The sequence below is a fragment of the Vibrio ponticus genome (genome assembly GCF_009938225.1).
Lineage (GTDB): Bacteria > Pseudomonadota > Gammaproteobacteria > Enterobacterales > Vibrionaceae > Vibrio > Vibrio ponticus.
In genome coordinates, this window is the sequence record NZ_AP019658.1 from 892793 (window position 1) to 916531 (window position 23739).

Below are 23739 nucleotides of genomic sequence, written 5' to 3' on the forward strand. Positions count from 1 at the left end.
CAGGCGCTTTTCTTCATTAATTAAATGATTATTTTTTTATGCCTTCGACATGCAGTTCCATATCGACATAGCTCGAATCCCCCATCACAGGGATATTAAAGTCAGCAAGCTCTAAACGTGTCGTACCAATAAAACCAGCTCGCTCGCCGCCCCAAGGATCTTGTCCTTGTCCGATCACTTCCGCGTTGATGGTAATTGGTTTCGTTACACCATGAAGATTCAAATCACCAATAAGATCAAAGTTACCATCACCTTTATCTACTACTTTATTGCTTGTGAAAGTCGCAGTAGAAAACTTGCTTGCATCGATAAAATCTGAACTGCGTATATGCTTGTCACGCTCAGCATGGTTTGAATCTAGGCTTGTGGTATCCACGTTAACCGTAATACTTGATGCTTCAATATTCGCTGGGTCATAAGAGAAGTTGCCATCGAAGGTATTAAAACGACCTTTGATAAAACTATAACCCAAGTGGCTGACTTTAAAGTTAATTGAAGCGTGAGCCCCTTTAGTATCAATTACATAATCCGCTGCGCTTGCACTCAATGGCGCTAGCATCGCCATAGCTAATCCCGTAGCAAGTAACGTTTTTTTCATTTTGAAGCTCCTATCATTTTGCGTAGCGTGTTGTCTTTATCAATAACGTGGTGTTTTATCGCCGCCAGTGCATGAACTGCAGCCATAAGTATCAGTGTCCAAGCGGCGTAGAAATGGATTTCTCCAGCGATATCAGCCTGCCCTTCAAACAAGGCACCTAAGCCAGGTACCGAGAACCAATCAAATACATCAATAGCTCGACCATCTTCGGTCGAAATTAAGTAACCAGAGACAAATAGCACCAGCAAAACAACGTACATCAGACCATGCACTAATTTGGCGGCGATCTTCTCAAAGGCGTTTCCCTCAACTTTTGGTGACGGCGTAACCCCCTTCCAAACTAAGCGAATCAAAGTCAATATAGCCAGTAACAAGCCAATAGACTTATGCCAGTGTGGCGCGGTTCGGTACCATTCACTGTAATAGGAAAGGTCAACCATCCATAAACCCACCGCGAACATGCCGATAACAACTATTGCCGAGACCCAATGGATCGCCCTGGCGACAATATTGTAATTCTTAACTTCAGGTTTCATCGTGTTGCCCATTCCCTATCTATTTGCTCGCTTTGATGTTGTAACACAATTATTAAATATGACCTGCAAAGTTAACATAAGTTATGATCGATGAACTTATTCAAAAATTTTGAATAGGTTCGAATGACTTAGCGCGTGAGTGATTAGATGTGACCTAAATTCAATCTTAAGCATAAATGTCAGGTGATTACTGAGTAACAACCAAAATGTGCAACGGTTTTTAGTGCACGCATGCTAATCTTTGATTTCTGTTGCAAATGGAAGTGAGGAGAAGAACTTTGTTATTGGATGTACTCATACAGAGTGTTAACGAGTTTCAAGCAGATTGCATGGCTCTGTGTGAAAAACACTACCCTACCATTCACAATCGTGGCATGAGTGAACATCATTTAGCATTGGCTTTTTCTCGTCGTTTAGCCCGAACGCTGACGGAATTTGGGCATGATTGTAACTACGCCCCATTAGAGACTCACCCTATTGTTGAGCAAGCAAGTCATTTCCGCGTTTCTTCGGATGTGGGGACCGTCTGGATATTAACCTCTCACCTATTAAGTGCCGGCAGTACTTGTCGAAATAAGTTGTTTAAAACAATTAAGAACTGGCAAGCGGAGTATGACTACGCAATTCAGCCGAATGACTTGTTATTGCTGTTGTCTGATCATTGGATTACACGCAGTAAGCAGAGCCGAGAATTAATTCATTGGTGGACAGGCTATTTACCTGATGATGTCGAGACTTACCGTGCACAAGGCGTGAGTTTATACACCAGTGATTCTCAACTGTCGCTTTCATTGGAAGAACGGTTCGCTATTTCTCCCTATTACACTAAAGTAACTCATCCACTCAAACGCGCATCAGATCAACAATTAGTGCGCAAGTACGTTCAGCTCTACTCGGTGGTCCAACTGAGTTAGCTTGTCATCTTTTTTTCACGCCCGATCTGGATACTGTTAAAAACCAGTCATCGAGTTTTAGGATTTGAAAAAGCTTAAACGATACCAATATGAACGATACGCAGTACTGTGCAGTCTTGCCTATAATCGCGTCTTAAAACAGACCCGATACGGATTTGCACCCAACGGTCAACGAGTGATTGCCAATCGATTTGGTAAGCCAATGATCAGAGTGTTATGGAGCAATGACCATGACGAAGCGATCGTCGTGATTAAAGGGTCTCATAACCTGGCAGATTGGCTGTTAAACTTAGCACTTTGGCAATATAGAGCCCTCAGAGAACTCAACTATTCCATACATGCTGGATATGGTTATCAAATTAACCAAGAGAGCCAACCTGTTCATAAACAAGATAAACTTGGTAGCACAGTCTACGAACGTCTAATAGCGATTATCTCTCCATTAATCCTTTCTGGTAAACGTATTACCTTCACTGGTCACTCATCTGGCGGCGCAATAGCAAATGTCCTTGCTGATGCTACCGAGTATCGTTTCCCTAATTGCGTTAAGCGTGTGGTAACTTTTGGTCAACCTGCTATTGGAGGCAGAGCTTTTGAGAGAAACTATCGGCTCAAACAACGGACTTATAGAATATGCTGCGATCTTGACATTGTGACCTATCTTCCCCCCCTGCCTATCTATTATCGCCATGTTGGAAAGATGCTTTGGCTATACAATGGTCGTATTTATGAAAATACATCGTCCATAATACGATTAGGTCGTTCCATAGGCTCGTGGTTAATTCGACCATTTTCATACCATCTGATGAGCAAGTATATTCGTAACAAAGATTTCTTTGATGAGCGGTAAGCAACGTCACCAGATAAAGCGTTAAAAACGTAGTAAAAATACCTAATAAAGCATGTTAATAGGGAGACAAGCGATTATTAGGCGTTAGGTCAATAAGATATTGATAATTATCGTAACTTTAGACTCAACATCAAATTTATCGAACTATGTTTTGCGTTATATCGGCTTTATTTATGTTATCCGTTGACAAAAATAGCGTCACAGACAATATGATAAATCGCGTATACACACGCTATTTAGTTCCCTGAGGCACCATAATAATGCTTTTGTCTACACAAACTCAGTTTCAAAGTCGCGTTCATTGCAACGAACACCTCGAACACACAGCTCAATACAAACAACTTCACTTGAGAAGCGTTTATCAGGCGATTTTTGATCGAGATTTACAGGTAATTGGCGTTGAAGCATTAGTCCGTATCACTGACGAAAATAAACAATGTATACGCCCCGATATGTTCTTTGACTCACCCAAGATCGACTTGGAAGATAAAATTAACGTCGAGCGTTTAAGTCGCGTTATCCATATTCGCAACTTTGCTAACTCTATTCATCGAGACAAGCAGCTGTTTCTCAATGTGCTACCATCAGCGGGTGAGTTTTTCGCCTTAGAAGACATCAGAGTCGATCTACTTAGCCGTCGTATTAAAGAATTAGAACTCTCTGCTAACCAGATTGTTATGGAAGTCGTTGAGCAAGATGCTAATGACGAACGTTGTTTGAAAAATGCCATGAAAAGATTGTCTGATGTTGGCTTTCAAATCGCTATCGATGATTTCGGCATGCAAGCGTCAAATCATCAGCGCGTCGAAGAAATTAAACCAAACATCCTTAAAATTGACCGTTCTCTGCTGCTTGCTTATATGGAGGGAAACTTAGAACCATTACTAAATGGCTTAGATCTCGCTAAACGAGTTGACGCAAAAGTCGTGGTAGAAGGCATTGAAACCGCAGAGCAATTAGAAGCAATGAAGTTATTAAATGTCGATTTTTATCAGGGTTACTATCTTGCCATGCCTCAACGCTTAGAAATGGTTAATTTACATACAATTGAGAGTTAGAATTTAGACTGCCCCATTTAATATCATCTATATTCCCGTCAAACTACCGAGTAAATCACTATTCATTCTAAAAATTGCAATTTATTGTTTTAGATCATGAGTAGTACAACTTTTACTCGTGCCACAAATCATTTTTCTGTAGATTTCCCAACACACTTTGACACAGTTTGTCATATTTTTAATTATCTACAGAGGTTATTTATGCTGGAGCTTCTAATTGGATTAGTTGTCACCGTTGCGGTCGGCTATTTTATTGTCAAGGGATACAAACCTGCCGGCGTTCTTCTCACTGCCGGTATTACATTACTGATTTTGACCGGTATTCTTGGTCACACTATTCTACCAAGCAAGATTGCATCAACTGGCAACATGATCACTGACTCACTTGAGTACGTGAAATTTATGCTGCAAAACCGCGGTGGCGGTTTAGGTATGCAGATCATGCTGTTGTGTGGCTTTGCTCATTACATGACTCATATTGGCGCTAACAATGTCGTTGTTAAACAGTTTTCTAAGCCACTATCTGTCATTAAGTCTCCTTATGCTCTGCTTGTTGCTGCGTACATTGTGGCTTGTTTGATGTCACTTGCGGTGAGTTCTGCAACGGGACTAGGTGTGCTTCTGATGGCAACACTATTCCCAATGATGACGGCGATGGGTATTTCTCGTCCTGCGGCTGTTGCCGTGTGTGCATCACCTGCCGCTATCATTCTTTCGCCAACATCAGGTGATGTGGTTATTGCTGCTGAAAAATCCGGCATGGCGCTTGATGTGTTTGCGGTTCAAACAGTTCTGCCAGTATCAATTGCCGCTATCGCAGTTATGTCTGTTGCGGCTTACTTCTGGAATAAATACCTGGATAAGAAAGACAATACCCCTATGGAGCGTGTAGACGTTTCGCATATTGAGGTAAAAGCACCTGCGTACTACTGCATTTTGCCATTCTTACCAATCATCGGTGTTTTCTTGTTCAACGGTCGCACTATCCCTGGTCTTTCACTGGATATCTATACCATTGTTGTGCTGTCAATTTTCGTTGGTGCTTTAGTTGATTACGCCACTAAGCGTTTTGACGGTAAAGCGACGCTGGTCGATTTAGAAGCGTGTTATAAAGGTATGGCTGACGCATTTAAAGGCGTAGTAATGCTGTTAGTTGCAGCTGGCGTGTTTGCTCAAGGTCTGATGTCGATTGGCGCTATTGATAACCTACTTCACTTAGCAGAAACAGCCGGTGCTGGCGGTATTGCATTGATGCTTATCCTGACTGGTTTAACCGTTGCAGCAGCAATCGCGACAGGTTCTGGTAACGCACCATTCTACGCGTTTGTAGAGCTTGCTCCTGCGCTAGCGGCGAAAATGGGTCTAAGCCCTGCGTTCTTGATTATCCCGATGCTACAGGCTTCAAACCTAGGTCGTACAATCTCACCAGTATCAGGCGTCGTCGTTGCAACATCTGGTATGGGTAAAATCAGTCCGTTTGAAGTGGTAAAACGTACTTCAGTACCGGTGTTGGGCGGTTTGATTACGGTCATCCTTGGTACCTTGGTTCTAGTGCCAATGTACGCATAACCCGTACACATAGACCACAATCTATCTTTAATTATGATTAAGGCGCCATTCGGCGCCTTTTTTCTATCTTGACTCCCTACTTATCCGCAGAGAGCGAATCTCATACAAATGCGCGGTTAATCGATATAAATCTGTGACTTAAGCTGGTAACACCATCACAGACGCTATAAGTAAATTTACGTTAAGGTATTACATTGCGGTATGGTGTAGTTAAAGATTAGGCTAGTGTTAGTTATGACAGTGAAAGAGATAAATTTAGTCACGACTCCAGTTTAGACACCTAGACCGACTGTTAGCGTTGATAGAAAAGCGCAGTGATAGCATAAGGAATGATGATGAGTAAGCCAACGATCACCTTGAATTGTGACATGGGTGAAAGCTATGGACATTGGAAGATGGGTAATGACACCGAAGTCATGCCATTGATTGATATGGCTAACATCGCCTGTGGTTTCCATGCTTCTGATCCAAAAACCATGGCAAACACCATCAAATTGGCAATTCAATATGACGTAAAAATTGGCGCCCATCCGAGTTATCCCGATATTCTTGGGTTCGGAAGACGTACGATCCCTATGGACAGTGACGAACTCACCTACAGTTTGATCTATCAAGTCGGCGCATTAAAAGCGATGTGTGAAAGCTTCAATAGTGAGTTGAGCTATATTAAACCTCATGGCGCTTTGTATAACGATATGGTTAAGGATCTCTCTATCTTTGAATCCGTGGTTGATGCTGCGTCCTGTTTTGGCGTGCCATTAATGATGCTGGCACATCCGAATACAGAACCGTTTCTCGATATCGCAGATCGATATGAAGTGCCACTTTTGTTCGAGGCATTTGCAGACCGAGCTTACCAAGACGATGGCACACTCGCTCCCCGTAATCACCAAGGCGCCGTTCACACCGAAGCAGATGTTGTCATAAATCAAGTTGAGCAATTGGTTCAGCATGGCAGAGTCGAAACCATTGATGGTCAAATTATCTCAATCGATGCCGATACGGTTTGCGTCCACGGGGACAACCCTCAAGCTTTAGCCATTCTGCAAGAATTGCGTGATTTAATCGGAGATTAATATGAGCATTGATATAACGGTCAATCCTGTCTCTGAGTGTGCACTCATTGTTGAGTTTAAAGCAGCAGATGAAAGCCTATTACCAATGATCATTGGTGAGTTTACCGAGGAGTTTTATCGCCAATACCATCCGGTGATTATGAATATCACACCTGCGGTCAACACAATCTTAATAGACTATCTACCTCACCGAGTGACTTTAGCTCACCTAAGTGAATTGATCACTGATTGCTTTCAAGAGATTGATATCGAGCAACTCGGTTTGTCGCGAGGTGGACTTATCAAGCTTCCGGTCTATTACAACAACGAAGTCGCTCCTGATATTGAGCGATACGAACGCAATGGGATTTCGTTAGCGCAATTGATTGAACTGCATACCGGACAGGTTTATACCGTTCAATCAATTGGTTTTGCGCCCGGTTTCGCCTTTATGGGCGACGTTAACGAGCAACTCAGGTCACCAAGACTCGAAACGCCGCGCCTGTCTGTACCAAAAGGAAGCGTCGGGATTGCAGAATCGCGCACAGCGGTATACCCGAACCAATCCCCCGGGGGATGGAATATCATAGGTAATTGCCCGATGGAACTCTACTCCCCTGAGAACGTGCCAATGATGCCCTATAAAGTTGGCAGTCGAATCCAATTTTATGCCATCGATCGTAATGAATATATTCAGCTAGGTGGGAGCATCCAAGGAGTGTTCGAATGAGTCAAGGAGTTCTCAAGGTAATAAAAGCCGGACCACTTAGTTTAATCCAAGATCTTGGTCGCTTCGGATTGGCTCACAATGGCATTACTCAAGGTGGGCCTGTTGATGAATATGCTTACAGTTGGGCGAACTATCTACTAGGCAACAAAGTAAATTTGCCTTGTATTGAAATAACTCTAGGGCAAGTTGAGCTTGAGGTGAGTGAGAAAAATGCCTTTGCCATATGTGGTGCCGATTTAAAAGCAACCTTAGATGGCGTACCACTCACCAATTGGGCAACATTCATTGCTAACAAAGGGCAAGTGATTAAGTTTGCTCTCCCAAGTAATGGCTTGCGCAGTTACCTCGCCGTGCTTGGTGGCTTTACTGTTCCTTGCCAACTGGGTAGTTGTGCCACGGTTGAACGAGACTCACTTGGTGGACTTGGTGGTGGCGCGCCGCTCAAAGATGGTGACGAACTTCCCTACCAACCATTGCTGGCTAATCAATACTTTGAAAGGAAGCAGTTAAGCTTCCGTTTTATTCCTGATTATGACCTACCGGTCACCTTACGTGTTGTTGAAGGCTATCAAAAAGCCGCATTGCCTAAAACCGTAATCAATTGGTTCTACAACACTGAATTTGAAGTAAGCAAAAACATCAACCGAATGGGATATCGTCTTCAAATAGATTCAATTGAAAAGCACACGGTTGAAATACCAGACATCAATATGCAAAGTGAAGGTATTGCGTTTGGCGCGATTCAACTGCCTCCAGATGGACAACCAATTGTGCTGCTGAGTGATCGGCAAACCATTGGTGGCTACCCAAAGATTGGCTGCGTATCACGCATTGACTTACCGAGATTAGCTCAAGCGAAACCCGGACAAAAAGTTCGTTTCGTCAAAGGAAATTTAGAAGAACTACAATCCGACTGGGTCATGTGGGCTAACTACTTTGGTTACTAATTTACCCTAGTTACTAAGCTAAAAAAGAAGCCAGCATTAAGCTGGCTTGTAATTATTTCAGTGACCTCATCATCGAAGCTTAAGGCTTATGGGCTTGTTGTTACTAAGCTTTTTATTAGTAGCCATTTTGTTAGTAGCCTTTTAGTTAGTAACCATAGATTTGTGCTAATTCTTGTGGATAGCCACGACTTGCTGCCAGTTGTTTGGCTTTAGCTTCTACGTCTACTTCACTTAAAGCGCACGCTAGTGGGTGAAGCTCCTCAATACTCTTATTTTCAATATCAGCGAGGTCCCACTCAGAAACGATCTTACGCACCGCTTCTAAAGCCGACGAACCTTTAACAACTTCAATTCGCGCATAGTGTTGCTGAGCGAATGAAACATCTGCCGCTCGTAGCGTTTCATCGTCACCCGGAATTTGCTGCGCTCCGAAAAGCGGCAAACCAAACTCTGCAGCACTTTCATAATCAGGTACAAATCGGCTCATGTGCTTAATCGCTTTAACACTACGATCAACACGGACCTCTTCTCGCCAACCGTTGACAATCTTATTCTCTAGTTGCGATGGCAGCTTAGGCTGGGAAGATTGCTGACAACTGCTAACTAAACCATCATCAAATAACGTAATACCTTTAGTCATGCCATGCAGTTGAAATACAGAGTTGGCGTAAGGCGTTAGCTGCGCCATACCATTCTCGGTTCCTCTCGGACCGTGAAAAATCACTTCAGGCCAAAGGGCGTTGTTGTCTGCCCATTTCGTGACATAAGCAGCCTTAAATTCGACCATTCGTTTGCGCGGTGCTTGGGCTAAATCATCAATATGACCGGTTTCATAACCACAAGCATTGATCACATAGTCATAAGCCACTTGCTGTTTAGTTATCAAGCCATCCTCTCGAGTTTCAAGGCTTAACAACCACTGCTGACCATTCCATTCCATATTGCTTAGTTTGGTCGATGTTTTGAGCGAACAGTAAGGTGATTGCTCGAGAACCAGCATTGCCGACGCCGCGATACGAAATACACTCCAACCGTACTCATTGACCGCCACGACCGGATATTTGATGTTGTCTAAGTCAGCGTGCTTTGCAAAAGGGATCAACCATTCATCGTAGTTTTGTGGATCGCTCGGTTGCTCGAGCATTTTCAACGCCTCAAGCTCTTCTCTATGGTAAAGCTTAAAGTACTGTTTCGGATCTCCCAGCACTTGGTTACGCCCATCTTGCTCAACTAGAGTTTGATAAACGGAACGGATTTGCTCTAGACGCGGTAACAATGCTAACGGATCCCCGCCATCGCAATGGGGAACCACGATCAATGTTGGACGGCGATTTAAGGTATGGGGATAAAGACGAACCGACTCAATAGACTGAGCCAATAAGTCAATACACTGTTCTACAGAAATCTCACGATATAGATTACCACCAGCATGCAGGTGACAAATGGGTGGACCGCTAACTAAACTCTCATTCTTTTCAATAAGATCGACTTTTACGCCGAGTTCGGCCAAATGAAGTGCAGCCGTCGAACCAGCGATACCGCCTCCAACAACTGCCACTGTAGGGCTAGAGATTTGATCAATCATTTGATTCATTAGATATTGAAATTCATTAATTCTCGGCACATTTTAATGCCTTTGCGATGTTAATAAAATCACATTTTTTCAAGGCAATTTGAGCTGATTTTCGCCGTAAAAAAAGATAAAAAAAGCTTGACGCATTTTCGCTGAATTCACAAAAAGCCATCTGTGTGAATAATAAAATTGCGCTAAACGCGGGTTTTACTGGCTTGCCGCGTTTGCGCAAATCTAGGGGAGTTAAGTTATCCCAAACTTTATCCACAGCTTCTGTGGGTAACTGTGAATTTTATTCAATACTAGGTTAGCTAAACTCTTTATTTATCGGCACTAATAGCCTTTTAATCAAGCTGTTCACAACTAAGCCAAGTGTGCAAAAAGCCAGCAGAGGAAGTAGGATCCATAAGCCAAAATGCAACTTACTTTCTAGCTCAAAACCCCATCTCATGATCGCGCCCACAACAATTTCTGCACCTAATACTGCAATCGACCCCGCAACGATCGCCATCACCCCATATTCGGCCCAGATGGTTTTCACTACGCGTTTTCGACTTGCTCCTAGAGTTCGATAAAGCTGAATTTCACTTTGCCTTTGCCCCAAACTGAGTCGCAACAAGGTAAAAATTAACACAACACCTGCTATCACACTTAAAGAAGCGAGCAAGGTGACCGCCCATACTATCTGTTTTACCAACTCTTGGATTTTTGCCCCCATGACCCGTATATCCATTAAACTCACGGTTGGATGTTGTCTTGAAAGACCATTAAGTAACTCGTCGTGTTGAGCATCAATTCTAAAGCTCACAAGATACGTCGCAGGGATCTGTGCCAAGACATCTGGGGTGAAGATGAAATAGAAGTTTGGCTTCATATCGCGCCATTCCACATGGCGGATAGAGTCAACCCTCGCTTTCACTGATTGACTGTTGATAACAAAGCTGAGTTCGTCACCCACTTTGATATTAAGATCTTCCGCCACCTCTTTCTCTACTGATACGCCACCGTTTGGCTGCCAGCTACCGTCGAGCAAATCATTGTGACTCGGGATTTGCTCAGCGAAGGTAAAGTTGATCTCACGTCTCAGCGAGTCATTGCCATTGCCGCCATTCGCATACTCTTTTGCTTCCTCACCGTTTATTTGCGACAAGCGCCCACGGATGATTGGATAGGCATTACTACGATTGATATTGTTGTCATCCAACACCTGTAGATAACTCTCTTTCTCATAAGGTGCGATATTCAACGCAAACGCATTTGGTGCATCTGCTGGCAGAGTTTGTTGCCAATCAGACAGCAAATCTGTTCTCACCAGCCACATCACAGCCAGCAGCATAAGCGAGAGTGACAGCGCGCCAAACTGAACACCCGTTGCCAAAGCTGAGCGATTAATACGGCTTAACGCCAATTTAAACTCTGTATTGAGAGGCAGTTTCGCTAAGGTTCGTGTTGCAATAAGGCTGACAAAACCTAACACTGCAAACAACACGACAATGCCGCCTAACACCAACCAAACTAACAAATTATTTTGATAGGCGATTAACATCGGTAACACAGGCACCAGTACTAACGCATACGACCATGGCGTTGTCTTACTCACTTGGGGTTGCATTACGTTAACCGCGTTAATACGCAGCAGATGAATAAATGGAATTCCCAGCGCAGGCACAGCTATAAGTAAGCTAGTACCGATGGCAATGACCGCTGGCATCAGCCCATAGCTTGGTAACGGACTAGGCAGTAGATCGACCAATGGGATTCTGAGCAGGAACTCAAGTCCAATACCGAACAGCACGCCGATGACAGAGGCACTGATCAACAGAATCGCTAATTGAATCGTTAGCCAGCGAATCAGCCAACCACGGCGTGCCCCTAAGCTTTTTAACATCGCGATGCTCTTTTTACGCGTGGCTACGTAATGCTGACAAGTTAATACTAGCGTTGTTGCGGCCATAATGACCACGATGGCGACCGTCAGTGAAAGATATTGCTGGGTACGCTGGAACATATCGTTAGTGCGACTGGCACTATTTTGATCGCGCCATGAATCACTCGGGGTTAATTCGACACTTTGTTTAACCGATTCAATTTGATTCTCTTGGCCATTTAAAAACAAGTTATAGCGCACTCTACTGCCGAGTTGGACGGCGCCTGTCTTATCAAGATCAGAGGAATGGATATAGGCACTCGGCATCTGCTGGAAAGGATTAAAACTGAGTCCAGGTTCCTCAACGATTCTGCCTGTCACTGTAAAGTCAGCATCGCCCACTGTGACAACGTCACCCTCATTAACCTCTAGCTGAGAAAATAGTCGCTCATCAAGCCAAAGTTGCCCTACTTGCACTTCACTTGCGGCTTCGCCCTGCTGACTCAATCTAAGTTCACCTTGCAGGGGATAACTGCTTTCCACCGCTTTCACCGTAATGAGCTTCATGGCGTTATCACTAAACGCCATGGTAGCGAAACGTACCATCGACGAAGATTGCAGATTTTCAGTTTTGACCGCAGACATCAAGGTTTCCGGAATTGGATTTGACGAGCTATAAACACTGTCAGCAGTCAAAGCCTCTTTGCCTTGTTTGACAATCACCTGCTCCATTCGCTCTGTAAGGGCAGTTAAAGCAAAAATCGAGGCGATAATTAAGGTTAAAGCAATAGATACTGGCCAAAGCTGACCATGGCGTATTTCACTAATACTCCAGTTAAACAGATACCGATTCAAAGCACTTTTGTTCAAACTGTTTTGCTTCATATGTGACATAGCACTAAACCTCCAATTGACCTGCTTGGATAGTTATTGTGCGATCACACTTAGCCGCTAATGCCATATCGTGAGTCACCAAAACCAAAGTAGTGCCATGCTTTTTATTCAGTTCAAATAGCAGGTCAATGACCTTTGCGGCTGTTTTTTGATCTAAGTTGCCGGTTGGTTCATCAGCAAAAAGAATTTTTGGTTCAATCATAAACGCGCGTGCTAAAGCGACACGTTGCTGCTCGCCACCAGAAAGCTGAGCAGGTGAATGGTTGATGCGGTGACCTAACCCAACTGACTCCAAGAGCTCTTTAGCGCGCTGTTTATCTTCTGCTTCACCTTTGAGCAAACATGGTAAAGTCACATTGTCGAGCGCCGACAAACTTGGTATCAGCAGAAAACTTTGAAACACAAACCCCACCGACTCACTGCGGATCTTTGCCCTTGCTTCGTCATCTAAGTGAGACAATCTTTGTCCCAATAACTCGACATCGCCCTCGCTCGGTGTGTCTAAACCCGCGAGTAAAGTCATTAAAGTCGATTTACCTGCTCCAGACGTACCAACAATCGCGACACTTTCTCCCGCTTCGATTTGCAGGTTAATGTCTTTTAAGATTGTTAAATTTTCTTGTTTAGTGGAAACTGTCTTATACAGAGACGTTGCCTTAATTACGGATGTTTGCATGTTACGACTTCTTTCCTTACTTCTCGCCAGTTTTATGATTAGTCCTGTGTCAGCGACCACGCTGCTCGTACTTGGGGATAGCCTAAGTGCAGGCTATCAAATGCCTATTGAAAAAGCTTGGCCAAGTTTATTACCAAATGTTTTAGCCGATAAAGGCAAACCCGTTACGGTAATCAATGGCAGTATCTCTGGTGACACCACCGGCAACGGTCTTGCTCGACTGCCAAAACTGCTTGATGAACACAAACCCAACATCGTATTAATCGAACTCGGTGCTAACGATGGTTTACGAGGTTTCCCACCTAACTTAATCGAGAACAACCTTGTTTCAATTATTGGTCAAGTTAAAGCTATCGATGCCCAACCCATTTTGATGCAAATTCACGTTTTGCCCAATTACGGTAAACGCTACACTCAGGCGTTTTCTGATCTCTATCCAAAAATCGCCAACGCGCAGCAGATCCCTCTTGTGCCATTTATGCTTGAGCCCATTATGCGCGACTACCCAGATTGGATGATGGCTGATGGTTTACACCCTAAGCCAGATGCTCAACCTTGGATTGCTGAATTTGTTTCTAAGCAGTTAATAAATCACCTCTAATTGCCATAGCTCAATAAAATTTACCTAGCTTTACGTTAACTTAGCTCTTTGACCTGTTGGTTTAGGAGAAAACAATGATAATTAAACCAGAAATATCGGGCGTGGTAGCACGGAGTGCGCATCCACTTGGTTGTGAAAAGGCAATCCTTCAACAGATTGATTACGTTAAAAAAGCCGTTCCGATCAAACAGGGTCCTAAACGAGTATTAATTATTGGTGCTTCATCGGGTTTTGGGTTAGCAGCACGTATTGCGTTGACCTTTGGTGGAGCAAACGCTGACACAATCGGAGTGTCATTTGAGCGTGGTCCTTCGGAAAAAGGCGTTGGCAGTGCAGGTTTTTATAACAACCTTTATTTCAAACAGCAGGCTGAGGCTGCTGGACGCATCGCTGTCAACATTCAAGCAGATGCTTTCTCACCACAAACAAAAGAAGATGTGATTGAAGCGATTGAGACCTATTTTGAAGGCGAAGTCGATCTAATCATCTATAGTGTTGCCAGTGGCGTTCGCCCTAATTATCAAACCGGTGAAGTCTGGCGCTCAGCGATTAAACCGATTGGTGAATCCGTTAAAGGCGCATCTATTTCTCTTGAGCACGATAAATGGCTTGATGGCGAGCTAAGTCCAGCTAGCGACGAAGAAATCGAAGGCACACTAAAAGTAATGGGCGGCGATGACTGGGAAGCTTGGGTTGATGCATTAATTAATTCTGAATCAATTGCTCAAGGGTGCAAGACCGTTGCATTCTCTTATATGGGACCAGAGCTTACTCACCCTATTTATCTAGATGGAACTTTAGGTCGTGCTAAAATTGATTTGCACCAAACCAGCCACTCACTTCATCTGAAGCTGGCGAATTTCGATGGCGGTGCATACGCAACGGTTTGTAAAGCCTTGGTCACTAAGGCGAGCGTATTTATCCCTGGGTTAACGCCGTATCTCATGGCTTTATATCAAGTAATGAAGCAGAAAGGTACCCACGAAGGCTGTATTGAGCAAATGCAACGTTTGTTCACCACCAAGCTTTATGGCGTGGACAAGGTACCTGTTGACTGTGAACGTTTAGTGCGTATTGATGATCTTGAACTTGACGTTGCGACTCAAAATGAAGTTGCCGAGTTAGTGAAAGCGATGAATCAGAATAATTTCCAACAAATTGGGGATTATGTTGGGTTGAAACGTGAATTTATGCAGCTCAATGGCTTTGAATTCGACGACGTCGATTATCAAACTGACATCGACTTACAAAAACTGGTCGCAACACTAAGTGACCAAGATTAGATAATCGTGACTCAAATGTAATACATTAGTGTCTTATTTATAAGATTGAATGTAATATCGAACAGCCTTCTGGTCTACTAGAAGGCTGTTTTTGTTAGAGTCTTGAATTATCTGTCCCACAGCATCTTACCAAGAAACCATTAGGTAGAGGTGTACATATAAGCAATAACACTGTTTAAACCGTGCGAGTGAAAAACGACGGGATAAATTCAGACTACTATTATTAAAGGAGCAAGGAGCGCTCTTCTCGTTGAGCCTCAAAGGATTACGTTTAATGTCAAAAGTAAATACCCGCGATTTAGTTATCCCACAAGCCATGAGCGATAGTTGGCAAAAAATCGTAAATCTGATTGCACAACTGATCCCGGTACCTTCTGCGCTTGTGATGCGTATCCACAGCAACTCTATCGAAGTATTTTCACGTAATGACAACGCAATCCATCCTTACCAATTAGGTGATAGCGAATGTTTGGGTAACGGTCTCTACTGTGAATACGTGATCGAAAACCAATGCCAATTAGTGGTTGAGAATGCGCTTAACGACGACAACTGGAACCAGAACCCAGATATTAAGCTAGGCATGATTTCTTACTGTGGTTTTCCCATTAATTGGCCAAATGGGGAACCCTTTGGCACAATTTGCGTCCTCGACAATAAACCGAGACAACTCTCAGAAACTGCAACTCAGCTCCTTGAAAGCTATAAGGACTCACTCGAAGCACAACTGGCTACTCTCTATCAAAACGAACAACTCAAGCAACTCAACGCTGAATTGCAATCACGCGTAAACACCCGAACTCAAGACTTAGTGGATTTAAACTTTTCTCTTAACCAAGAAATCGACAAACGCAGAGAAGCGGAGAAAAAAGTCCTTTATCATCAAAGGCACGATTTAGGCACCGGATTTCTCAATCGAAATTCACTCGAATATGAGGCGGTGCGCGCCGTCGACATATCAATTGAACATCCGCAATTTTCAGTTGCCGCCGTCCATATCGGCTTTAGTAATGGCAAATTAATTCAGAGTAAGTATGGGTTTGCCATTTGGGAAAGTATCTTAGTTCAGTTGCGCGAAAAGCTTGGTTACTTATCTCGCTACCATTTGCAAACCGCTCGACCAACGTCAACAGAGCTGGTGTTCTTAATTGAAACCAGCAAACTCGATGAAGATATTGAACAATTCTGTCAGCACCTGATTGATGTCAGTCACTCAGAGTTTGACATTGAGGGTGAATCACTGCATTTACACAGTTATGTCGGTGTCAGTACCACCAACGATGCCTCTTCCGGTGCGGTACTGCTACAAAATGCCTGCGAAGCGATGCGCTCATGTAAAGATTCAGGTCATAAAGTCATTCACTATTCTGAAGCGATCTCATTGGCGCAGAAAAATCTCAACCACTTAGAAAGTTATTTATTGCAAGCGGTGAGAAGCGAAGATTTGCTACTCTACTTCCAACCTAAAGTTTCACCTAAAACGCAACGCTGGATTGGTGCTGAGGCACTTTTGAGATGGCGCCATCCAATATTGGGTGATATTTCTAATGAGTCTTTAATCAAAATTGCTGAGAAAAACGGGTTAATTTTTGAAGTGGGTAATTTCGTGTTACGTTCAGCGATAGCGAAAGCGTCTGAATGGTCAAACAAAATTAGAGATTTTAAGATCGCAGTTAATATTTCCGCTGTACAGCTCAAAGATCAACACTTCGCCGAACAAATTGAAGATCTGCTTACCGCCTACCAGCTACCTGCTGACTACTTAGAATTAGAGGTAACCGAAAGTACACTCATCGCCGACGAACAAGTTGCGCAGTCCACGCTTGTCGCACTGCACCAACTAGGCGTGACATTGTCACTTGATGATTTTGGTACTGGTTACTCATCCTTTGATTACCTTAAGAAATACCCTTTTGATGCAATCAAAGTGGACAAAAGTTTTATTAAGCAACTTGATAGTAATGACAACGATAAAACCATCGTTCAGTCGATCATAAAAATCGCCAAAAAACTGGAACTAACCATTACTGTTGAAGGCATTGAAACACCAGAGCACGAAGCGTTTATCATTGAAGAAGGTTGTGAATATGGTCAAGGGTTCTTTTATGGTCGACCTATGCCATGCGACGAGTTTGAAGTGTGTTTGCTTAACAAACACTATCCAGAAACACTAAATCAAAGCTTTCAGTAGCTTAATACTTTACTCGAAGGCGTGTCATTTCTATAATCGCCGCCTTATTTCATCTCCAAAAAATGTGAGTTCACTATGGATCAATTGATCGCAACTCTGAAAAAAATCGAAAAACAGAACTACCGCGCTTACCAACAAATCAAGGGCAGTTATGATTTTACTGATTTCAACCTGTTTATCGATTATGTACAAGCAGACCCTTATGCTTCAGCTTCAAGATTGCGTGCAATTCGTCCTTGGTCGTTAACTGGTCTTGATTGGCTTAAACAGCAATCTCCAGCTTATCAAATTGCCGCTCGTGACTATATCGCGCGTAAATTTGCTGAATTTGCCAAACAGGAAGCTCACATTGACATTGCACTGTCTGGTCAGACTGTTCTTGATTCAACTTCCGTGCTGTTTACCGAGGAAGGCATTGAACTGCGTTTCCGTGCTCACCTTCCAGCAGAAGGGCGCTCAGCGTTAGGCAAGAAAGCAATCAATATTTTGACTTTCCATCTGCCAAAATTTATTCGCCGTGCAACGATTGAGCGTGAACTCGATAAAGAAGCGTTGATCGCACATTGCCAAGTAATTGAAGACCAACATGCCCTTCGCGAACAACTTGATGCGCACAACTTGGTGGCATTTATTGGTGATGGGTCTGTTCTTCCGCGTCTCGCTGGCAACAGTGATTTACCGATGAAAGAAGCGGTAACATTTATGGCACCGGACTCGCTCGCGGTAACGCTTAATACGCCAAACTATGGTGAAGTACGCGGCATGGGTATTCCAAAGGGTATTACTCTTATTGTCGGTGGCGGTTTCCACGGTAAGTCAACGCTACTAACCGCAATTGAACGCTCTATTTACGATCACATCCCTGGAGATGGCCGTGAACGTATTGTTAGCAATCAAGCGAGCATGAAAATTCGCGCGGAAGATGGTCGATGCGTTCATAATTTGAATCTTTCAAATTACATCAACCATTTACCAATGGGCAAAGATACAGCAGATTTTTCGACTCAAGATGCATCAGGCTCAACATCTCAAGCGGCGTGGTTACAAGAATCAATTGAGAGTGGTGTACAGAGCCTATTGATTGATGAAGACACATCAGCAACCAACTTTATGATTCGTGATGAACGCATGCAGGCGCTTGTAAGTAAAGGGGATGAACCTATTACCCCACTTGTTGATCGTATTGGTCAATTGCGTGATGAGCTGGATATTTCAACTATCATCGTAATGGGCGGTTCCGGCGATTATCTCGATGTTGCAAATACTGTGATTCAGATGCATGACTATCAAGCGGTTGACGTCACTGAAAAAGCGCAACAAGTGATTGCCCAGCACCCAACGCAACGTGAAAATGAAAGTGAATCGGCGCTAGCAACTTTCCGTCCGCGTAGTTTGAATCGTGCTGCACTTCAAAGCATCTTAACTGAAGGTAAATTCCGCGTATCAGCGAAAGGCACTGACTCGCTTCGTTTTGGTAAGGAATTCGCTGATCTATCAGCACTTGAGCAACTTGAATCAGCATCAGAAGTCAATGCGATTGGTTGGCTTTGGTTCCAACTAGCACAATTGCCAGGTTGGTCGAAAAACCCAGCCAAAGAAATCGAGCAAATGCTTGGCGACAACTGGTATTGCACAATGCCAAACCAAGGCGACCTTGCTAAGCCTCGAGTACTTGACGTGATGGCTGCATTAAACCGCATGAGAAAATCACAATTCAAAGCTAGTCACTAAAAAAAGCGCCTTCGGGCGCTTTTTTCTATTTTCACTTTCCTAAACTCTCTATTCTCAGTTCTCAATTCTAAGTTCTTTGAATCTCAACTCTCTGTTCTCTAAATTTCTTTTCTCAGCTCTCCATTCTCCATTAAGCCCTGAGCACATGCCAAGCTTCACATACCAGCCGAAATTGTTCGCTATCACCATTTTGTCTATCTGGATGCCATTTCAACGCGAGTTTACGCCAACGCTTTCTAATTTCCGAATCCGTCGCGTCGTAATGTAAATCAAACACTCTTAGTGCTTTATCTCTAGAGACATTGCCAAACTTTGTATGATGACTGCCGACATAATCACGGTAGCGACTCCAGAATTCATCGAGCAATCGTCTGATTTCCCCCTGCTCTGCTTCATAATTAGCCCAGTCTGTATAGTACTCTCTTAGAGGGTCATGCTCTTCAATGCTACGTCCCTGTTGCATACCTCGACTACTTAACAGCGCAATATTCATCGCCTCGACTTGTAAAAATTGCTCAGGATAGAGAGTTTCTTGCAATTGATAGAGAGCGTTCATAATCAGAAAGTTTCTTTTGAACAGATCTTTTTCCGGTTTACTATCAAGTATTGGTATTAAGCCGTGCTCAATAAGCTCGCTCGCCAATATGTGAACTTTCCAACCAGAAGGCTGCTTACGCAAGACTTCTAAAATGGGCCATAAAAGTGGATTTTCCAAATCTTGAGCAGTGGTTAGGCAAGAGTTTTGCTGCATAACTTCCGGTTTATGTTAAGAATATTATTTCTAGTGTAGCTTACTAAGATTGTTTTTTGATCTTCAACTAAACCACCAAATCGGCGATTAAGTTTTGAACTAACCCCTCATTTGGCAATGATAAAACGATGACACCCCAATAAAACAGTGTTCAAAATATAATTGAACACCGTTTTATTATGGTTTACTATGCTGATGTTGATTAGGAAATAAACATACGGAACGTATATGAAAAGCAATTCAAATCTGAAAGTTCTCACACTACTTACTCTTGCCTATTCGTTAGTCTTTGTGTTTTCTGCAATAGACCCTGTTTCTCGTGCGGTTTGGATTGCTGAGATCATTCCTGTCGTCGGTGCATTAGGTATAATCTGGTGGCTGTCTATCAGCTTTCAATTCTCAAAGACCGCCTACTTTTTGATGTTCGTTTGGATGGTGCTCCATACAATAGGTTCCAAGTACACCTTCGCTGAAGTTCCTTTTGATTGGTTTAACTCACTGATCGGCTCTGATGATCGTAACCACTTTGACCGTGTTGCGCATTACTCGATCGGTTTTTACGCATACCCTATTGCAGAATATCTAATTAGAAAACATGCCGTTAAGCCAGTATTGGCACTTATGTTTGGCTTGTTTTCGATTATGTCGCTCGCTGCGGGTTATGAAATCATTGAATGGTGGTATGCCGAACTTGCTGGTGGTGATGAAGGAATCGCCTTCTTAGGATCACAAGGCGATATCTGGGACGCTCAAAAAGATATGCTAATGGACACTCTCGGTGCCATCAGTGCTTTAACCTTGTTGGTTATTCAAAGACGCGTATTTTCTTTAAGCCATGATAAATAAGGGTTAAAGCCGTCAACAAATGGTAGCTTAACTACTTGTGGAACTTCATAGTTATGCAGTTCCACAATACATTTTTCCACTTGCTGATAACAACTCTGTGTAGATTTAATAATCAGCAAAAACTCATTGTCACTACAAACCTTACCTTCCCATATATAGTGACTCTCAATCGGCATGGTTTGAACACAAGCAGCAAGCTGCCGTCCAAGTAAGCTCTCAATGATTAACTTCTTATTGTCATCTGAATTGGTCGTCGTTAGAACAACACAAAATTCGCTTTCCATTTTTCACCCCATTAGAAATATTTTGAGACTTTAATTCAATTACTGACTTAATTCTTATTAAAATCACACACACATGACTTAACAATAACCAAATAGTGCTAACATTAACCAATATTTCGTAATTCATGAGTTGACTCTCATTGTTTAACGAAAAGCATAAAAAAAGCATATGTAAATACAAAGCTTGAACTAGACTAAATTTGAACAGAAAACGTACAAATAATTATAACAACAATTAATTTCCTACAGATCACTAAATATGATCTCAGTTGCTTGCTTCAGGAGATATTATGAAAGACCAACGAACGTCAGTAGAAGACGTAGAGTGCTGCCCTCTGTGTAACAGCGATGAGTTTTTAATCTCAAGTGCTGGTTCAATGTTATGCGCCCAATGTGGGTCATTTTTTGAGTCAGTGCACTTGATTGTACCCACTGTCACCTATCAAGCCAATGTTGATAGTATGATTTCCAGAACGCCATCCGTTCTTGCTAACTAAGTATAAAGACCCGAAAGGGTCTTTAAATGATTTCTTCTAATTCACTTAAGTTTTGAATCTTTTTACTTATCCCCGGATAGGTAGCTTTATTTACACCTTCCAGTTGAATTGTCATAATCCCAGCTCTAACACCCGCTTCTAAGCCCTTAGGTGAGTCATCAATATAGATACACTCTTCTGGGCGATACCCCATACTCATTGCACTATAAAGGATCGAGTCTGGCTCAGGTTTCCAGCTGTTGGTATCAAACGCAGAAAAGACCTTGCCACAGAAATAGTCAGCCAACCCCGTCAATTCAAGCGCGTGCTGAATTTTGTCTCTTGGACCGTTTGAAACCACACAAAACTCGATTTGATTACTTCCTAGATACTCCAACAAGGATTGTGCGCCAGGCATGGCTTTCAACTCTGACTCATATAAGTTTCTCAGTGTGATGCGATAAAGAGGCTCCAATACATCCAATGAAATTTTCAAGCCCAGTCGGTCTCGTGTTTCACTTAAAATGTCAGCCAATTTCCCCCCAACAAAGTGCTCCATCGCTTGCTGCACTGTCAATTCTGCGCCAAACGTTTCAAATACTGAAGATAAGGCTCGGCAGCATAATACTTCACTATCAACCAAGGTTCCTTCACAATCGAAAATTACACAGCGGGCTTTACTCATAAACTCAACATCTTGTTTTTATTTTTCGTCTCTAAATATTAAGGGCAATTTGTGATTGAGAAAGGTTGCAGTTAACAAATTTTGCCTTTTGATATGACAAATTTTTCAAATATTGCGACGTGTCACCTTTAGCTAATTATTACTCACTGAATGACTTGTTTTGTTTAAATAAAAAACATTTATCACGTTTATAAAATAGCTGAGGTGGTATGTAAACACAGAATGAAATGAAGCGGGCAGTAAAGTATATGTGGCTGAACGTGGCTTTTTAACTTAGTCACCACGCTCTAACGCAAGGGGGTTGTTAATGGCTTGTTGTGTTAATTAAAGCTCTAAATATCGATTTTGCTCATTCACTGACGTTAGTGACAGCTCAGTCTTATTTAATAGACCGTTAATAAACGCCACCTGCATATCATGCTCTTGAGTGTATAGATCTGATATTAAGAATTGCTCTTCGTGAAGCGTAACTATAGCTGTAGCGACCGGTTCGCCATTTTGGAAACCGATGAAGAGTTGACACGGTTCTGAATAGATAATTTGAGTTAAGAATTCAATGATCAATTCTTGATCTTGCTTCTCTTGCCAACGCTGCGCTTGTTGTAGTGCAAACATCACCGTTAAGCGATGAAAGTCAACTAAATAGATATCTTGTGCATCAAAACTGGCAGACGTCGAATGTTCAGCGAGGTACTGGTTCAAATTTACATAGTCTCTTTGGCTCACCCATTGCTGGTAAACGTCTTTGCCTTTCAAACTTTCTTGGGTCGGAAATTCGACATCAACTTGTTGGTACAGCCACTGATTCTTCACAGATGCGATTTGCGGAACTTGAGGAGACATATACATATTGCCATCTAATAATACTGCATGAAGCTTAATCACGCTTTGCTCTTAACACAAGCGTTATATGCCGATTGCTCAGAGAGATAATACCGATTGCTCATAAAATACAATCAAATCTCTGCTTTGATTACGCTTGCTGCATTTTCGCTAGTGTCTAATCACCATGCCCAACACGATTAAATCTCAGCCACGTCTTCCCTGCGCTTAGGCTGAGTGCCACTTTCTGGGTTGAATCTCATCGCTAAAACTCTCAAAGCTGCTGTTTATGTTATAATTTGTCTAAACCAACTCTCTAGGTAACCATAAATGAAAAAAACGTTAGTTGCTCTACTCTTCACTGCGCTACTCGCTGGTTGTTCTGACAACGAAGTAGGTGATGTGAGTTTAGGGATGTTCACTTTAAAAGATATTAAAATTGGTCATCTACAGGATGAAGTGGTAACAGGTGTTACGTGTCATATCGCCTCAATCGAAGCGGATTTAAGCTTGTCTGATCCAAGTGACAGCTCGATTTCATGCCGTCAAACCGGTGATATTACCCCAGATATGATCGCGAAAATTGATAAGAGTAAGTCAGGCGAAGTGGTATTTAAACAATCTAAGAGTATTTTCTTTAAAACCATGAAAGTTCGCCGTATCTACGATGCGGACAGCCAAACACTGCTTTATCTTTCATACACGACTAAAGAAACAGACGGTAGTTTCAAACACAGCCTGTCCACCGTGCCTCTTTGGGGCACCAAAGCTTATGTCGTGCCAGCCTCGAACGAATAACGACAAG

23 protein-coding genes are annotated in these 23739 nt (G+C 42.8%); 14 read left to right on the top strand and 9 right to left on the bottom strand.

The window, feature by feature from the left end; genetic code table 11:
• Positions 1-28 precede the first annotated feature (28 nt).
• Together GZN30_RS18300 and GZN30_RS18305 are read right to left on the bottom strand one after the other, a co-directional pair.
• Positions 29-598 carry a YceI family protein gene (locus tag GZN30_RS18300; RefSeq protein ID WP_075652638.1) on the bottom strand — a complete coding sequence of 190 codons (570 nt, stop codon included), beginning with the start codon at positions 596-598 and terminating at the stop codon, positions 29-31.
• Positions 595-1134, bottom strand: coding sequence for a cytochrome b (locus GZN30_RS18305; protein ID WP_075652652.1), 540 nt, complete (start codon positions 1132-1134; stop codon positions 595-597). The genes GZN30_RS18300 and GZN30_RS18305 overlap by 4 nt, the downstream gene beginning before the upstream one ends.
• A gap of 278 nt (positions 1135-1412) precedes the next feature.
• Here GZN30_RS18305 and GZN30_RS18310 point away from each other — a divergent pair, with 278 nt between their 5' ends.
• The 7 genes from GZN30_RS18310 to GZN30_RS18340 all read left to right on the top strand — a co-directional run bounded on the left by GZN30_RS18310 (position 1413) and on the right by GZN30_RS18340 (position 8257).
• On the top strand, positions 1413-2048 hold the full coding sequence (locus tag GZN30_RS18310) for a hypothetical protein (RefSeq protein WP_075652639.1): 636 nt from the start codon (positions 1413-1415) through the stop codon (positions 2046-2048).
• A 64-nt stretch (positions 2049-2112) separates the two neighbouring features.
• Positions 2113-2898: a lipase family protein gene (locus tag GZN30_RS18315; RefSeq protein ID WP_075652640.1), complete on the top strand. Its 786-nt coding sequence runs from the start codon at positions 2113-2115 to the stop codon at positions 2896-2898.
• Between the two features lie 260 nt (positions 2899-3158).
• Positions 3159-3956, top strand: coding sequence for an EAL domain-containing protein (locus tag GZN30_RS18320; protein WP_075652641.1), 798 nt, complete (start codon positions 3159-3161; stop codon positions 3954-3956).
• Between the two features lie 201 nt (positions 3957-4157).
• Positions 4158-5525, top strand: coding sequence for an anaerobic C4-dicarboxylate transporter DcuC (gene dcuC / locus GZN30_RS18325; RefSeq protein ID WP_075652642.1), 1368 nt, complete (start codon positions 4158-4160; stop codon positions 5523-5525).
• Between the two features lie 335 nt (positions 5526-5860).
• Positions 5861-6601, top strand: a complete 741-nt coding sequence (locus tag GZN30_RS18330; RefSeq protein WP_075652643.1) for a 5-oxoprolinase subunit PxpA — start codon at positions 5861-5863, stop codon at positions 6599-6601.
• Between the two features lies 1 nt (position 6602).
• On the top strand, positions 6603-7310 hold the full coding sequence (locus tag GZN30_RS18335; protein ID WP_075652644.1) for a 5-oxoprolinase subunit B family protein: 708 nt from the start codon (positions 6603-6605) through the stop codon (positions 7308-7310).
• Positions 7307-8257 (top strand): 5-oxoprolinase subunit C family protein, encoded by a 951-nt coding sequence (locus GZN30_RS18340; protein ID WP_075652645.1) that lies wholly within the window; start codon positions 7307-7309, stop codon positions 8255-8257. The genes GZN30_RS18335 and GZN30_RS18340 overlap by 4 nt, the downstream gene beginning before the upstream one ends.
• 145 nt (positions 8258-8402) lie before the next feature.
• Here GZN30_RS18340 and GZN30_RS18345 read toward each other — a convergent pair whose 3' ends face one another.
• The 3 genes from GZN30_RS18345 to GZN30_RS18355 all read right to left on the bottom strand — a co-directional run bounded on the left by GZN30_RS18345 (position 8403) and on the right by GZN30_RS18355 (position 13267).
• A complete protein-coding gene (locus GZN30_RS18345) occupies positions 8403-9851 on the bottom strand; it encodes an FAD-dependent oxidoreductase (protein ID WP_075652646.1) in 1449 nt (482 codons plus the stop codon).
• Positions 9852-10137: 286 nt separating this feature from the next.
• The gene (locus GZN30_RS18350; RefSeq protein ID WP_408646839.1) at positions 10138-12591 is read right to left on the bottom strand and encodes an ABC transporter permease; all 2454 of its coding nucleotides are present in this window, start codon (positions 12589-12591) and stop codon (positions 10138-10140) included.
• A gap of 4 nt (positions 12592-12595) precedes the next feature.
• Positions 12596-13267, bottom strand: a complete 672-nt coding sequence (locus GZN30_RS18355) for an ABC transporter ATP-binding protein (RefSeq protein WP_075651693.1) — start codon at positions 13265-13267, stop codon at positions 12596-12598.
• On the opposite strand from GZN30_RS18355, the gene GZN30_RS18360 reads away from it, so the two are divergent.
• The 4 genes from GZN30_RS18360 to GZN30_RS18375 all read left to right on the top strand — a co-directional run bounded on the left by GZN30_RS18360 (position 13266) and on the right by GZN30_RS18375 (position 19070).
• Positions 13266-13868, top strand: a complete 603-nt coding sequence (locus GZN30_RS18360) for an arylesterase (protein ID WP_123783682.1) — start codon at positions 13266-13268, stop codon at positions 13866-13868. The genes GZN30_RS18355 and GZN30_RS18360 overlap by 2 nt on opposite strands.
• Positions 13869-13942: 74 nt before the next feature.
• Positions 13943-15151 carry an enoyl-ACP reductase FabV gene (fabV, locus tag GZN30_RS18365; RefSeq protein ID WP_075651697.1) on the top strand — a complete coding sequence of 403 codons (1209 nt, stop codon included), beginning with the start codon at positions 13943-13945 and terminating at the stop codon, positions 15149-15151.
• A 274-nt stretch (positions 15152-15425) separates the two neighbouring features.
• The gene (locus GZN30_RS18370) at positions 15426-17339 is read left to right on the top strand and encodes a sensor domain-containing phosphodiesterase (RefSeq protein WP_075651699.1); all 1914 of its coding nucleotides are present in this window, start codon (positions 15426-15428) and stop codon (positions 17337-17339) included.
• A gap of 75 nt (positions 17340-17414) precedes the next feature.
• The gene (locus tag GZN30_RS18375; protein WP_075651701.1) at positions 17415-19070 is read left to right on the top strand and encodes an ABC-ATPase domain-containing protein; all 1656 of its coding nucleotides are present in this window, start codon (positions 17415-17417) and stop codon (positions 19068-19070) included.
• A 130-nt stretch (positions 19071-19200) separates the two neighbouring features.
• Here GZN30_RS18375 and GZN30_RS18380 read toward each other — a convergent pair whose 3' ends face one another.
• On the bottom strand, positions 19201-19821 hold the full coding sequence (locus tag GZN30_RS18380; RefSeq protein WP_075651703.1) for a DNA-J related domain-containing protein: 621 nt from the start codon (positions 19819-19821) through the stop codon (positions 19201-19203).
• A gap of 228 nt (positions 19822-20049) precedes the next feature.
• Between GZN30_RS18380 and GZN30_RS18385 the strand changes: the two genes are divergently transcribed.
• Complete coding sequence (locus tag GZN30_RS18385; RefSeq protein ID WP_075651705.1) at positions 20050-20667, top strand: DUF2238 domain-containing protein; 618 nt, start codon at positions 20050-20052, stop codon at positions 20665-20667.
• Here the strand turns inward: GZN30_RS18385 and cutA are convergent.
• Entirely contained in the window at positions 20631-20951 is a 321-nt protein-coding gene (cutA, locus tag GZN30_RS18390) for a divalent-cation tolerance protein CutA (protein ID WP_075651707.1), read from the bottom strand. The genes GZN30_RS18385 and cutA overlap by 37 nt on opposite strands.
• 290 nt (positions 20952-21241) lie before the next feature.
• Here cutA and GZN30_RS18395 point away from each other — a divergent pair, with 290 nt between their 5' ends.
• Positions 21242-21448 carry a hypothetical protein gene (locus GZN30_RS18395; protein WP_161987070.1) on the top strand — a complete coding sequence of 69 codons (207 nt, stop codon included), beginning with the start codon at positions 21242-21244 and terminating at the stop codon, positions 21446-21448.
• Between the two features lie 22 nt (positions 21449-21470).
• On the opposite strand, the gene GZN30_RS18400 is transcribed toward GZN30_RS18395, so the two are convergent.
• Together GZN30_RS18400 and GZN30_RS18405 are read right to left on the bottom strand one after the other, a co-directional pair.
• A complete protein-coding gene (locus tag GZN30_RS18400; RefSeq protein WP_075651709.1) occupies positions 21471-22112 on the bottom strand; it encodes an HAD-IA family hydrolase in 642 nt (213 codons plus the stop codon).
• A 324-nt stretch (positions 22113-22436) separates the two neighbouring features.
• The gene (locus GZN30_RS18405; protein WP_408646845.1) at positions 22437-22961 is read right to left on the bottom strand and encodes a flavodoxin; all 525 of its coding nucleotides are present in this window, start codon (positions 22959-22961) and stop codon (positions 22437-22439) included.
• A 303-nt stretch (positions 22962-23264) separates the two neighbouring features.
• On the opposite strand from GZN30_RS18405, the gene GZN30_RS18410 reads away from it, so the two are divergent.
• Positions 23265-23732, top strand: a complete 468-nt coding sequence (locus GZN30_RS18410; RefSeq protein ID WP_075651711.1) for a CreA family protein — start codon at positions 23265-23267, stop codon at positions 23730-23732.
• Positions 23733-23739: the final 7 nt, after the last annotated feature.